The sequence below is a fragment of the Streptomyces longisporus genome, from assembly GCF_039532765.1.
Taxonomy (GTDB): domain Bacteria; phylum Actinomycetota; class Actinomycetes; order Streptomycetales; family Streptomycetaceae; genus Streptomyces; species Streptomyces longisporus.
Window position 1 is genome coordinate 13,100 of sequence record NZ_BAAASG010000013.1, and the last position, 12,849, is coordinate 25,948.

11 protein-coding genes are annotated in these 12,849 nt (G+C 71.5%); 8 read left to right on the forward strand and 3 right to left on the reverse strand.

Going from position 1 to position 12,849, the window contains the following annotated elements:
• The first annotated feature begins 17 nt into the window (after nucleotides 1-17).
• Genes ABD355_RS28045 through ABD355_RS28060 form a run of 4 tightly spaced genes read left to right on the forward strand, consistent with a single transcriptional unit; the run spans nucleotide 18 to nucleotide 5,198 of the window.
• The gene (locus ABD355_RS28045; RefSeq protein ID WP_344403496.1) at nucleotides 18-788 is read left to right on the forward strand and encodes a redox-sensing transcriptional repressor Rex; all 771 of its coding nucleotides are present in this window, start codon (nucleotides 18-20) and stop codon (nucleotides 786-788) included.
• Nucleotides 785-2,542, forward strand: a complete 1,758-nt coding sequence (locus ABD355_RS28050) for a glutamyl-tRNA reductase (protein WP_344403497.1) — start codon at nucleotides 785-787, stop codon at nucleotides 2,540-2,542. The genes ABD355_RS28045 and ABD355_RS28050 overlap by 4 nt, the downstream gene beginning before the upstream one ends.
• Nucleotides 2,539-3,498: a hydroxymethylbilane synthase gene (gene hemC / locus ABD355_RS28055; RefSeq protein ID WP_344403498.1), complete on the forward strand. Its 960-nt coding sequence runs from the start codon at nucleotides 2,539-2,541 to the stop codon at nucleotides 3,496-3,498. The genes ABD355_RS28050 and hemC overlap by 4 nt, the downstream gene beginning before the upstream one ends.
• Nucleotides 3,495-5,198 (forward strand): bifunctional uroporphyrinogen-III C-methyltransferase/uroporphyrinogen-III synthase, encoded by a 1,704-nt coding sequence (locus ABD355_RS28060; RefSeq protein ID WP_344403499.1) that lies wholly within the window; start codon nucleotides 3,495-3,497, stop codon nucleotides 5,196-5,198. The genes hemC and ABD355_RS28060 overlap by 4 nt, the downstream gene beginning before the upstream one ends.
• A 53-nt stretch (nucleotides 5,199-5,251) precedes the next feature.
• On the opposite strand, the gene ABD355_RS28065 is transcribed toward ABD355_RS28060, so the two are convergent.
• The gene (locus tag ABD355_RS28065; RefSeq protein ID WP_344403501.1) at nucleotides 5,252-6,655 is read right to left on the reverse strand and encodes an FAD-binding oxidoreductase; all 1,404 of its coding nucleotides are present in this window, start codon (nucleotides 6,653-6,655) and stop codon (nucleotides 5,252-5,254) included.
• Nucleotides 6,656-6,842: 187 nt separating this feature from the next.
• Between ABD355_RS28065 and hemB the strand changes: the two genes are divergently transcribed.
• From hemB to ABD355_RS28085, 4 genes are all read left to right on the forward strand, one after another.
• On the forward strand, nucleotides 6,843-7,835 hold the full coding sequence (hemB, locus tag ABD355_RS28070) for a porphobilinogen synthase (RefSeq protein ID WP_030945597.1): 993 nt from the start codon (nucleotides 6,843-6,845) through the stop codon (nucleotides 7,833-7,835).
• Nucleotides 7,836-8,135: 300 nt separating this feature from the next.
• Nucleotides 8,136-8,495, forward strand: coding sequence for a DUF805 domain-containing protein (locus ABD355_RS28075; RefSeq protein WP_344403502.1), 360 nt, complete (start codon nucleotides 8,136-8,138; stop codon nucleotides 8,493-8,495).
• Nucleotides 8,496-8,988: 493 nt separating this feature from the next.
• On the forward strand, nucleotides 8,989-9,891 hold the full coding sequence (locus tag ABD355_RS28080; RefSeq protein WP_344403503.1) for an SAM-dependent methyltransferase: 903 nt from the start codon (nucleotides 8,989-8,991) through the stop codon (nucleotides 9,889-9,891).
• Nucleotides 9,892-10,012: 121 nt separating this feature from the next.
• Nucleotides 10,013-11,239 (forward strand): aminotransferase-like domain-containing protein, encoded by a 1,227-nt coding sequence (locus ABD355_RS28085; RefSeq protein ID WP_344403504.1) that lies wholly within the window; start codon nucleotides 10,013-10,015, stop codon nucleotides 11,237-11,239.
• A gap of 191 nt (nucleotides 11,240-11,430) precedes the next feature.
• Here ABD355_RS28085 and ABD355_RS28090 read toward each other — a convergent pair whose 3' ends face one another.
• On the reverse strand, nucleotides 11,431-12,207 hold the full coding sequence (locus ABD355_RS28090; protein ID WP_344403505.1) for a DUF4253 domain-containing protein: 777 nt from the start codon (nucleotides 12,205-12,207) through the stop codon (nucleotides 11,431-11,433).
• 45 nt (nucleotides 12,208-12,252) lie between these two features.
• Nucleotides 12,253-12,840 carry a TetR/AcrR family transcriptional regulator gene (locus ABD355_RS28095; protein ID WP_344403506.1) on the reverse strand — a complete coding sequence of 196 codons (588 nt, stop codon included), beginning with the start codon at nucleotides 12,838-12,840 and terminating at the stop codon, nucleotides 12,253-12,255.
• Between the last annotated feature and the right edge of the window lie 9 nt (nucleotides 12,841-12,849).

A 12,849-nucleotide genomic window follows, 5' to 3' on the forward strand; every position in this document is an offset into this window, starting at 1 on the left:
CTACCCGCAGGAGCACCGTGGCAACTGGCCGAACTCACCGACCGGCGACCCGTAGCCGAGGGATTCCCGAGGCCACCGTCGCCAGGCTTCCGCTGTACCTCCGCGCCCTGACCGCACTGTCGGAGCGCTCGGTACCCACGGTCTCCTCCGAGGAGCTCGCGGCCGCGGCGGGGGTCAACTCCGCCAAGCTGCGCAAGGACTTCTCCTACCTGGGTTCGTACGGAACGCGCGGTGTCGGCTACGACGTCGAGTATCTCGTCTACCAGATCTCGCGTGAGCTCGGGCTCACCCAGGACTGGCCGGTTGTGATCGTCGGTATCGGTAACCTCGGCGCCGCTCTCGCCAACTACGGCGGGTTCGCCTCCCGTGGTTTCCGGGTCGCGGCCCTCATAGACGCCGATCCGGCGATGGCGGGCAGGCCCGTCGCGGGTATCCCCGTGCAGCACACCGATGAGCTGGAAAAGATCATCGAGGACAACGGGGTGTCCATCGGCGTCATCGCCACCCCCGCCGGCGCCGCCCAGCAGGTCTGCGACCGGCTCGTGGCCGCCGGGGTCACCTCCATTCTGAACTTCGCGCCGACCGTGCTGTCCGTCCCGGACGGCGTGGACGTACGCAAGGTGGATCTGTCGATCGAGCTGCAGATCCTCGCCTTCCACGAGCAGCGCAAGGCCGGCGAGGAGGCCGAGGCCGCGGGTTCCGACGGGTCCGGGCCCGTCGCCGCGGCCCGCCAGGAGTCCGCCGAGCAGGGGCCCGACGGGGACGTACCCGCCGTGATGCCGGCATGAGTCTCCTCGTCGTCGGGCTGAGCCACCGCAGCGCTCCGGTCAGCGTCCTGGAGCGGGCCGCGCTGAACGCGGACGCCCAGGTCAAGCTGGTGCAGGACACGATCGCCGCGGAGCCCGCCACCGAGGCCGCGGTGCTCGCGACCTGCAACCGCATCGAGCTGTACGCCGACGTCGACAAGTTCCACGCCGGTGTCGCCGAGCTGTCCACGCTGCTCGCGCAGCACAGCGGGGTGGGGCTGGACGAGCTCACGCCCTATCTGTACGTCCACTACGAGGACCGGGCCGTTCATCATCTGTTCTCGGTGGCTTGCGGGCTCGACTCCATGGTCGTGGGGGAAGGGCAGATCCTCGGGCAGATCAAGGACTCGCTGGCCAGGGCGCAGGATCTGCACAGTGCCGGGCGACTGCTGAACGATCTGTTCCAGCAGGCGCTGAGGGTGGGCAAGCGTGCGCACTCCGAGACCGGGATCGACCGGGCCGGGCAGTCGCTGGTCACCTTCGGGCTGGAGCAGCTGGCGTCCGGGGCGGATGTGCAGGGATGGGCCCGGGGGAAGAAGGCACTGGTCATCGGGGCGGGGTCGATGTCCTCGCTGGCCGCTGCGACGCTGGCGCGGGCCGGGGTCGGTGAGATCGTGATCGCCAACCGCACGGGGGAGCGGGCCGAGCGGCTCGCGGAGATCTTGAACGAGGGCTCCGACCAGGGGGTGCTGGCTCGTGCGGTGCCGATGGGTGCGGTGTCTGGCGAGCTGACACGTGCCGATGTTGTGGTGTCCTGTACCGGGGCCACTGGGCTTGTGCTGTCGGCCGGCGCGGTTGCCACGGCGGTGCAGGGCCGCGTGGCTGACGGGGTGCCGGACGCCGGTGCCGACGCGGGGGCGGTGCCGCAGCCCGGCGGTGGCGGGGTGTCACCTGTCTTTGGGTCGGGAGCCGCCCCAGCGCCGCGACCGCATGCGGGCCCCGCGGCGGAAGAGAGCTGTCCGCTTGATCTTCCCGCCGTGCAGCAGGGGTTCTCCGTCATGGGGGAAGCCGCCGTTGCCGGGATGGACGCGGCGACGCTCGAGCAGCATGCCGTCTGGGTGGACAACGGGGATGTCGACCGGCGTGAGGCGGCCCGGCGGGCGCCCGAGGCCGATGCCGAGCTGATCACCGCGCTTGCCGCCACCGTGGCCACGGTCGGGCGGATTCCGGAGCGTCGTAAGGCCGAGCCGGTCGTCGAGGCTCCGCGGCCCGCGCCCGTGCTGTTCCTCCTGGACCTCGCGATGCCCCGCGACATCGACGCGGCCGTGCACCGGCTGGCCGGGGTGCGGCTCGTCGACATCGAGTCACTCGCCGAGGCCTCCGCGGACGCTCCGATGGCGGCCGACGTCGACCAGGTCCGCCGTATCGTCGCGGACGAGGTCGCGGCCTTCGGGGCGGCGCTCAGGGCCGCGCACATCACCCCCACCGTGGTGGCCCTGCGCACCATGGCCGCCGATGTCGTCGCCAATGAGATCGCACGGCTCGAGGGCCGGCTGCCCGGGCTCGACGACAAGCACCGCAGCGAGATCACCCAGACCGTCAAGCGCGTTGTCGACAAGCTGCTGCACGCGCCGACCGTACGAGTCAAGCAGCTCGCGGCCGAACCGGGCGGAGCAGGGTACGCAGATGCCCTGAGGACCCTGTTCGACCTCGACCAGGAAGCGGTGGCCGCCGTCTCCCGGGCCGAGGGCGCCGACGATGAACCTGAGAACAGCAAGAACCGAGGGCCGGCATGAGTAGCAAGGCATTGAGACTGGGGACGAGGCGAAGCAGACTCGCCATGGCCCAGTCCGGGCAGGTGGCGGACGCCGTGAGCCAGGTGACCGGACGGCCCGTCGAGCTCGTCGAGATCACCACCTACGGCGACACCTCCCGCGAGCACCTCGCGCAGATCGGCGGCACGGGTGTGTTCGTCACGGCGCTGCGCGACGCGCTGCTGCGGGGTGAGGTCGACTTCGCGGTTCATTCGCTCAAGGACCTGCCCACCGCGCAGCCCGAGGAGCTGGCGCTCGCCGCCGTCCCGCTGCGCGAGGACCCGCGCGACGTGATCGTCGCCCGGGACGCGCTGAAGTTCACCGACCTGCCGCGCGGGGCGCGCATCGGTACGGGTTCGCCGCGTCGCATGGCGCAGCTGAACGCGTACGCGCGCAGCCACAGGCTGGACATAGAGACGGTCCCGATACGGGGGAACGTCGACACCCGGATCGGGTACGTGCGGGACGGTGAGCTGGACGCCGTGGTCCTCGCCGCCGCCGGACTCAACCGGATAGGCCGTAGCGATGAAGTGACCGACTTCCTGTCGGTCGACACCGTTCTGCCCGCCCCCGGCCAGGGGGCACTGGCGATCGAGTGTGCCGCGGGCGACGCGGACCTGATCGCCGCGCTCGGAGAGCTCGACGACCCGTTCACCCGGGTCGCCGTGACCGCCGAGCGGTCACTGCTCGCCGCCCTGGAGGCCGGCTGCAGCGCCCCTGTGGGCGCACTGGCCGACCTTCTGGCCGACGGGCAGATTGTCAAGGAAATGCGCCTGCGGGGCGTCGTCGGTACCACCGACGGCTCCCGCACGGTGCAGCTGTCCACCACCGGTCCCGTGCCCGAGACGTACGACCAAGCAATGGCGCTCGGCCGTGAACTCGCTGCCGAGATGCTTGCCCAGGGCGCGGCCGGTCTGATGGGGGAGCGAGCACATTGAGCCCCACCACTCTTCCCGCCGGCCTTGAACACGGGCACGTCACCTTCCTCGGTGCCGGACCCGGGGATCCGGGACTGCTGACTCTGCGCGCCGTGGAGGCGCTGGCGAACGCGGACGTCCTCGTCGCCGAGCACGACGTGCTCGACGTGGTGCGTCAGCACGCCAGACAAGGCGTCGCCGAGGTGCACACGGACGGGGGTCCTTCGTCGGACCCGCTTCCGGGCACGGGCACACCTCAGCTCGCGGTTGTTGACAGCTCGTCAACAACCGCTGGGGTCCCCGCGGTACGGGATGCCGCACATCTTGTCATGGAGGCCACGCGGGGCGGCAGGCGGGTCGTCCGTGCGGTGTCCGGGGACCCCGGACTCGATGCGTACGCCGCCGAGGAGATGCTCGCCTGCGCCGCCGCGGGCGTGCCCTTCGAGGTCGTGCCCGGTGTCGCCGCGGCCGTCGGCGTGCCCGCGTACGCCGGTGTTCCGCTGCGCGACGCCGAGGGTGCGGACGTGCGGTTCGTGGACGCCCGTACCGCCTCGGACCGCTGCTGGACGGAGGTGGGCGTCTCCGACGGGACGGTGGTCGTGTCGACGACCCTCGACTCCGTGGGCGCGGCCGCGGGTGAGCTGGTGTCGGCCGGCCGCAAGCCGGACACGCCGATCACCGTGACGGTGGCCGGTACGACCACGCGCCAGCGGACCTGGACGGCGACGCTGGGGAGCATCGCCCAGACGCTGAAGCAGGCCAAGGTGCTGCCCTCGCCCGAGGGCGGGCGGCCGGTGATAGCCGTGGTCGGTGAGCGTTCCGCCGCCGCCCAGCGCGACCGGCTGTCGTGGTTCGAGTCCAAGCCGCTGTTCGGCTGGAAGGTGCTCGTGCCGCGTACGAAGGAGCAGGCGGCTTCGCTCTCCGACCAACTGCGGTCCTACGGGGCCGTACCGCACGAGGTGCCGACCATCGCCGTCGAGCCGCCGCGCACGCCCCAGCAGATGGAGCGGGCCGTGAAGGGGCTCGTCACCGGGCGCTACGAGTGGATCGCGTTCACCTCGGTCAATGCCGTGAAGGCGGTCCGGGAGAAGTTCGAGGAGTACGGGCTCGATGCCCGGGCGTTCGCGGGGATCAAGGTCGCCGCGGTGGGGGAGCAGACCGCGAAGGCGCTCGTCGCCTTCGGCGTGAAGCCGGATCTGGTGCCGAGCGGGGAGCAGTCCGCTGCGGGGCTCCTTGAGGACTGGCCGCCGTACGACCCTGTTTTCGACCCGATCGACCGGGTGTTCCTGCCGCGGGCGGACATCGCCACGGAGACCCTGGTCGCCGGGCTGATCGAGCTCGGCTGGGAGGTCGACGACGTCACGGCCTATCGGACCGTGCGGGCCTCGCCGCCGCCGGCGGAGACCCGGGAGGCGATCAAGGGGGGTGGGTTCGATGCGGTGCTGTTCACTTCGTCGTCCACCGTGCGGAACCTGGTGGGGATTGCCGGGAAGCCGCACAACGTGACCGTGATCGCGTGTATCGGGCCGGCCACCGCCAAGACCGCCGAGGAGCATGGGCTGCGGGTGGATGTGATGGCTCCGGAGCCGTCCGTGCACAAGTTGGCCGAGGCGCTCGCGGACTTCGGGTTGCGGAGGCGGGCTGCCGCGCTGGATGCCGGGGATCCCGTTACTCGGCCCAGTGAGCGGCGGCCGGGGGCCCGGCGGCGTCGTACGACCTGAGGTGTGTGGGGGTGCGCGGCCCTGGGGGCTGCGCCCCGCCCCGGCAGGTGCGGCTATGCGGTAGTGGGAATGACCGTGTGGCCGTAGCGCAGCAGGTTGGCCGGGTCGTAGTGGGACTTCGTCCTGGTCAGGCGGTCGTAGACCTCGTCCGTCCAGGCGCGGGCCCGGTCCGTTTCGTCGCCCGGGCGGCCGTGCAGGTTGACCATGGTGTGGCCGGTGCTCCACGGGGACATGGCGTTGTGGAGGGCCGTGGTGGCTGATTCCACGGCGGCCGCGGTGCCCGGGTCGGGCAGGACGCCGACCGTTTCCAGGAGGTAGCTGGCGTCGCGGGCGCAGATGGCGTCCTCGACCGGGGCCGGGCGGGAGAGTTCGCCGCCCATGTGGCGCAGCTCGATCAGCAGCAGCGGGAGGTCCGGGACGGCCGGGCCCGCCTGGGCCAGGAACGCCGTCTGCGCGTCCGGGGGCAGCGCCCTGAGCAGGGTGCAGGCCTCGCGGGCGGGGAGCGGGTCGTGCGGGTCCAGGTAGATGCGGTCCATGGCGGCGTACGGCATGTCCTCCACCGTGTCGATGACGACGGGCGCGGCCGCGCGGACGGGGGTCAGGAGGCTCTCCCCCTCCTTCGGGTCGCCGGTCCAGGCGAGGGCGACGCGGGCCCAGAAGCCGCCGCGCAGAGGCTCGGGGATCTGCGGGATGGGCGGCAGACGCAGGATCGTGTACGCGCTGCACATCTCGGTGGGCAGGGTGGTCGTCCAGTCGGTCCAGGTGCGCAGGACCGCCTCCGCGTGTTCACCCCGGAAGTAGATGCCGCCGCCGAGGACCGAGGGCAGCGGGAGCAGTTCGAAGGTCAGCTCGGTGACCACGCCCACGTTTCCCTTGCCGCCGCGCAGGGCCCAGAAGAGGTCCGGTTCCGTGTCGGCGGTCACCGTGCGCAGGGTTGCGTCGGGGGTGACGACCTGGACGGAGCGGACCCGGTCGGCCGCGTAGCCGTAGGCCCGGCCGAGGACGGGCAGACCGCCGCCCAGGGTGTAGCCGACGACGCCCGCGTCCGAGGACGACCCGTTGAGCGGGGCGAGGCCGTACGGGGCGGCCGCCTCCAGGACGTCGCGCCACCTCGCGCCGGCGGCGACCGTCGCGGTGCGTTCGGCCGGGTCGATGGTCACGCCGGTCATGCGGGTGGTGCTGATGAGCAGGCCGCCGTCGATCGGGAAGTTCGCGCCGTGGCCGGTGGCCTGGACCGCCACCGGCGTCTTTGTGGCCGCGGCCCAGCGCATCGCCGTCACGATGTCGTCGACGCCCGCCGCCCCGACCACGATGTCCGGATGGTGGAAGGCCGCCAGATTGAAGCCGGTGACCTCGGCCACATAGGCGTCGTCACCGGGGCGCAGGACCGGGCCGTGGATCTCGGACAGGGCGAACAGGTCCGGGGCCTGATGCGGGGTGTGATGGGTGGCGGTCATCTCGTCCTCCTCCTTCGCGCAGGCAGCAGCCGTGCGCGGCGAGGGGACGGGGACCCGGTCCTTGCTCCTGGCTGTTTTTTCAGGATGGACCCGGGGGATGCGGGCCGCATCGCGAGGGGCGAGCGGCTGCGCAGGCCCGACATACCGTCGGCAAAGGTGCCTGTGGGCCGGGCGTAGCGTAGGTGGCATGACGAAGTACGGATCCTTCCCCGGCACGCGGCCGCGGCGGCTGCGGACCACCCCCGTCATGCGGCGCATGGTCGCCGAGACCCGGCTGCACCCGGCGGACTTCATCCTCCCCGCCTTCGTGCGCGAGGGCGTCTCCGAGCCCGTGCCGATCTCCGCGATGCCCGGTGTCGTCCAGCACACGCGCGACAGCCTGAAGAAGGCGGCCGCCGAGGCGGTGGCCGCCGGGGTCTCCGGGATCATGCTGTTCGGCGTGCCGGAGGAGGAGAAGAAGGACGCCCTCGGCACGCCGGGGACCGACCCGGACGGGATTCTGCAGGTCGCGATCCGCGATGTGCGGGCCGAGGTCGGGGACGACCTTCTCGTCATGTCGGATCTCTGTCTCGACGAGACGACCGACCACGGTCACTGCGGGGTGCTGGACGCGGAAGGGCGCGTCGACAACGACGCCACGCTCGAGCGGTACGCCGAGATGGCGCAGGTCCAGGCCGACGCGGGCGCCCATGTGGTGGGGCCCAGCGGAATGATGGACGGCCAGATCGGGGTCATCCGTGACGCCCTCGACCAGATCGGTCGGGAGGACGTCGCGATCCTCGCGTACACGGTGAAGTACGCGTCCGCCTTCTACGGGCCGTTCCGGGAGGCCGTCGGCTCCTCCCTGAAGGGTGACCGGAAGACCTATCAGCAGGATCCCGCCAATGTGCGGGAGTCGCTGCGGGAGTTGGCGCTCGACCTCGAAGAGGGCGCCGACATGGTGATGGTGAAGCCGGCCGGACCCTTCCTCGACATCCTCGCGCGGGTCGCGGACGCGGTGGACGTGCCGGTCGCCGCCTACCAGATCTCCGGGGAGTACTCGATGATCGAGGCCGCCGCCGAGAAGGGCTGGATCGACCGCGACCGGGCGATCCTGGAGACGCTGACCGGCATCAAGCGGGCGGGCGCGCAGAACATCCTCACGTACTGGGCGACCGAAGTGGCGGAAAAGTTGCGCTGATTCGCGCTACGAATGGGGATACATCCGGCCTCGAATCGGCCACTGACCAGCATCGGAATGCACTCGGTTCGGCAACGGAAGCGACTCGTATCCGTGAACTGAGGTCCCCGGCCCCGCGGTTGCCCGCCATTCTCCGTGATCAGCGGCGGGCCCGGGGCCGATTCGCGGTGGATCTGTCCGAAAAGCGCTCAACCCTTGCGCTGTACACACCGAATTGACGAGTTCTCGTCAGTGTCCTTACCTTCTCGCCTGGCCTGATCCGTTCCGGATGGTCCGAACGTCGATCCCTGGGGGACACAAGTGAGCTGGTTCATCGAGGCGCTGAAGAAGTACGCGGTGTTCAGCGGGCGCGCGCGCCGCAAGGAGTACTGGATGTTCGTGCTGTTCTCGGCGATCATCTACGCCGTGCTGCTCGGCATCGGCCTCGCGATCAAGGCGCCGTTCATCGCGATCGTCTTCTACGTCGCGATCCTGCTGCCCAGCCTGGCCGTCGGCGTCCGCCGGCTGCACGACACCGGCCGCTCGGGCTGGTGGCTCCTGTTCGGGATCGTCCCGCTGGCCGGCCCCATCACCCTGCTGGTCTTCACCTGCTCCGACAGCCAGCCGGGCGTGAACAAGTACGGTCCGAACCCGAAGGAAGCGGTTCTCGCCCACGCCTGATCCTCTGAGCATGGAGGCCGTCCGGTTCACGACCGGGCGGCCTCTTCGCGTTCCGTACGGCGGGAGCGTGCCCGGCGGGAGCGTGCAGGGAGTGGGACCTTGCCGGGCCCTCGTCCTTGAGGCCCTTCCCGTCCCTGCATCCCGTCAGCGCGAACGCGGCGAGTACCAGGGCGGTGACGGCGAAAAGGCGGGTGCGAGGGGCTCGGGCGGGCATGCTGGTACGTGCCTTCCGTGGACGGTGGGCTGGGATTCCAGCCTGAGCGGTGATCGGCTCCGCGCGCCAGACTCTGCGGACGATTCGGGACGGCGAAGCCAGGCGATGGCCTCTGACCTGCAGGGATGTCGCGTCCCAAGGGTTCGGTACGGGACGCTTCCCGGGCGCGGGAGCTCTGAGATCACGGCGCGGGCCACGGCAAGTGCCGCCGACGGCTAGGTTGTTGGCGTCTGGTCCTTGTCTCTTGAACGACCGCCCCGACTCTCCAGGGAGACGCCCATGCCCGGTGACGCCCTCAGCCAGGATCCCGCCGAGCTGAGAAGGAGGATCGACACCACCAAGGCACACCCGGCCCGCGTCTACGACGTCTTCCTGGGCGGCAAGGACAACTACCCGGTGGACCGGGCGGCGGCCGCGGCCGCGCTCGCCGCCAACCCGCGCGGCTACCTCGACGTACGGCACAACCGCGACTTCCTGCGCCGCGCGGTGAGCACGCTGGCGGGGCAGGACGGCATCAGCCAGTTCCTGGACATCGGCACCGGCCTGCCCACCGCGGAGAACGTCCACCAGATCGCCCAGCGGATCATCCCCGACGCGCGGGTCGTGTACGTCGACAACGACCCCGTGGTGCTGGCCCACGCGCGTGCCCTGCTCACCAGCGGGCCCGACGGCCGCACCGACTACATCGACGCCGACTTCAGGAACCCGGCGCAGATCCTCGAACAGGCCGCGAAGACCCTCGACTTCGACCGGCCGGTCGCACTCTGCCTCGTCGCGCTCCTGCACTTCGTCGAGGACGAGGAGGCGTACCCGATCGTGCGGGAACTCGTCGACGCGCTGCCGTCCGGCAGCCGGCTGGTGCTCAGCCATCTCACCGAGGACCTCAATCCCGAGAACATCCGCGCGGTCCAGCGGACGTACACCGAGCGGGGCTTCACCTTCGTGCTGCGCTCCCGGGCGGAGGTCGAGCGCTTCTTCACGCAGAGCGCACTGGAGCCGGCGGACCCGGGAGTGGTGCCCGTGCATCACTGGCGCGCCGACCACGCCGCTCCGGTCCCGGAGCAGCCGGACGCCTCCTACCTGGCGGCGCTCGACGACATCGAGAAGGTCCGGTACGCCGACATCAACGACGTCACGGACGCCGACATCAACGTGTACGCGGCGATCGGCAACAAGGCCTGAGGATCTGGCCGAAGGCCCGAGGGGCGGTCCGTCCGTATCGCGGAAACCTGCTTGTAGACGGCACGTACATCCCTAGGCTGCGGCCACGAGCCGCCGTCACCGCAGCCGAAGGAGCCGTGCCATGACCGTCGCACCCGCCTTTGCCCCCGTCCCGCCGCTCGCCGCGCGGGCCCGGTCGATCGGCGGTTCGCCGGTACGGGACATCCTCGCCGTCACCGCCCGGCCCGAGGTGATCAACTTCGCGGGCGGGCTGCCGGCGCCGGAACTGTTCGACGCGCAGGGGGTCGCGGAGGCCTTCGGTTCGGTGCTCGCCCAGGCGTCCGCGCAGGCCCTGCAGTACTCCACGACCGAGGGCGAGCCGGCGCTGCGGGACGCGCTCGCCGCGCGGACGGCGGCCCGTGGTCTGCCCACGGACGCCGACGACATCCTCGTCACCACCGGCTCACAGCAGGCGCTGTCCCTGCTGGCCACGGCGCTGCTGGAGCCCGGGGACGTCGTCCTCGTCGAAAGTCCCTGTTATCTCGCGGCACTTCAGGTCTTCGCGTTCGCCGGTGCGCGGGTGGTGGCCGTGCCCGGAGACGGAGACGGGGTCGACCCCGGCGCCCTGGAGGAACTGGTGGTGCGGGAGCGGCCCAAGCTGCTGTACACCGTGCCCACGTTCCAGAACCCGACCGGCCGCACCATGCCGGCCGACCGACGGGCCGCCGTCGCGGCCGTGGCCGCCCGCCGGGGGCTGTGGATCATCGAGGACGACCCCTACGGCGAACTCCGCTTCGAGGGCGAGCGGGTGCCGTGGATCGCCTCGTGGGAGGAGGCGGCGGACCGGACCGTGCTGCTCGGCTCCTTCTCCAAGGTCATGGCGCCGGGCCTCAGGCTCGGCTGGCTGCGGGCGCCCAGGGAACTGCGGCGCGCCTGTGTCGTCGCCAAGCAGGCCGCCGACCTGCACACCCCGACCCTCAACCAGCTCGCGGCGGCACGGTACCTGGCGGACCATGACCTGGACGCCCATGTGGCGCGGGTCGCGCGGGTCTACCGCGAGCGCCGGGACGCCATGCTCGCCGGACTGCCCGAGGCCCTTCCCGAGGGATCGGCCTGGGCCCGGCCCGAAGGCGGCATGTTCCTCTGGGCCCGCCTTCCGGCGCCGTACGACACCACGGCGCTGCTGCCGCAGGTGGTGCGGCACGATGTGGCGTACGTCCCCGGGGCACCCTTCTACGCCGGCGACCCCGACCGCTCCACCCTGCGGCTGTGCTTCGTGACCCAGACGCCGGAGGAGATCCACGAGGGGCTCAGGAGGCTGGGGGAGGGGCTGCGGGGCCAGGGCCTCCCGTTTGGGCCACGCCCGTAACGCGGGTGGGAATGTGACGTTATTGAGAACGGCAGAAACGTCACATTTCGTACACGGAGGTCTCAAATGGTTCTCGCTGCTCTGCTCACCGGTGTGGCTCTCCTCCTGCACCACGCTCTCGGCCTCCGAAGACAACCCCTACGCCGCGGCCGGCCCGGTGCGCCCACCACCGGGCCGGCCGCGGCGGACCGTCAGTCCCACCAGAAGTGCCACACCGGCTGGTCGAGGAGCTGGTGTTCGGCGTATGCGGCCAGGGTGGTGTCCGCGCCCTGCAGGAGGTTGTCCGGGCAGAACGCGAAGTGCTCGGCGGCGACGGCCTCCGCCTCGGCGAGGGTGGCGGGCGGCGCGGCGACGGACACCGTCAGCTGATCGAACCCGAGCGCCACGACCCGTATGCCGAAGCGGTCCTCCCAGGAGCGCAGCACCGAGCAGAGCCGGGCCACGTCGTTCTCGTGGTTCGCCGGGCCCATCCAGCCGATCGCCGCGGGGATGTCGGCACTGCGGCGGGCGGGGACCAGGGCGAGACGGGGGTCCTTGAGGGGACCGCCTCCGTCGAGGAGGGAGTCCACGACGGCGGAGGCGACGGACTCGGGGTCCGCGTCGGCGGCCAGGGGCCGGACGGCGGCAAGACCGGGCCAGTCGGCGCCGTCCTCCGCGCACTCGTCCCAGAGCTCCTCCAGCACCTCCTCGGCGTCGTGATCCCCCGGGTAGGACGTCTCGCCCGGTATCAACTCCCATTCCTCCGGCCCGCCGTGACCGGCACCGACATCGAGGACCACCGGGAGCAGTCCGGCGGCCGGTGCCGACTGCTGGAGCGCGGCCCGGGCACCGGGCACCGCCCGGTCGTCGGCCAGCCACAGCAACGGCTCGTGCCACGGTCCGCCGTCCGTGGCGTCGACCAGTGCGCCCGGCGGGAGTTCGAGGCCGAGGGACGCGAGACGTGGCAGGGGGTTGGGAAGAGTCGCCATGTCAGTGACTGTAGGGGCCGCCACTGACAATGCCCCGGGCGGCCGTCACCGCACGGCACCCGCGACGACCGTCGCCACCGTCGCGCGTACCGCCGCCGCGTCCGGCGGCCCCGCCTCCCGGTCGGCGAACAGGAGGTGTGCGGCGCCCAGCAGGGTGGCGGCCAGGAGGTCCACGTCCGCGTCCGCCGCGACACGGCCCAGGTCGCGCTCGGCGGCGAGATAGCCGGTGAGCATCGCCGACGCCTCCGTCATGAGCGGGATGCCGCTGGAACCGGCCGCGCGCAGCCGGGCGCGGAGTTCGTCCCGGGTGATGACCAGGCCCACGACGGCGATCGCCACCGCGTCGAACAGGTCCGTCAGCGCCTCAGCGAGGTTGCCGGCGACCGTGCCCGTTCCGGCGGCCTCACCCAGGGCCGCCTCCAGGTCCGCCAGCCGGCGGATACGGTCCAGCACCAGCTCCGCCAGGAACGCGTCGAAGTCCGCGAAGTGCCGGTGCAGAACCCCCTTCGCGCAGCCCGCTTCCGCCGTCACCGCCCTGCTGGTCAGGGCGTTCGGGCCGGCGCGCAGCAGGATGCGCTCGGCGGCGTCGAAGAGCTGTTGGCGTGGATCGCGGATGGCCACACCTGTCGGCATACCGCCTCC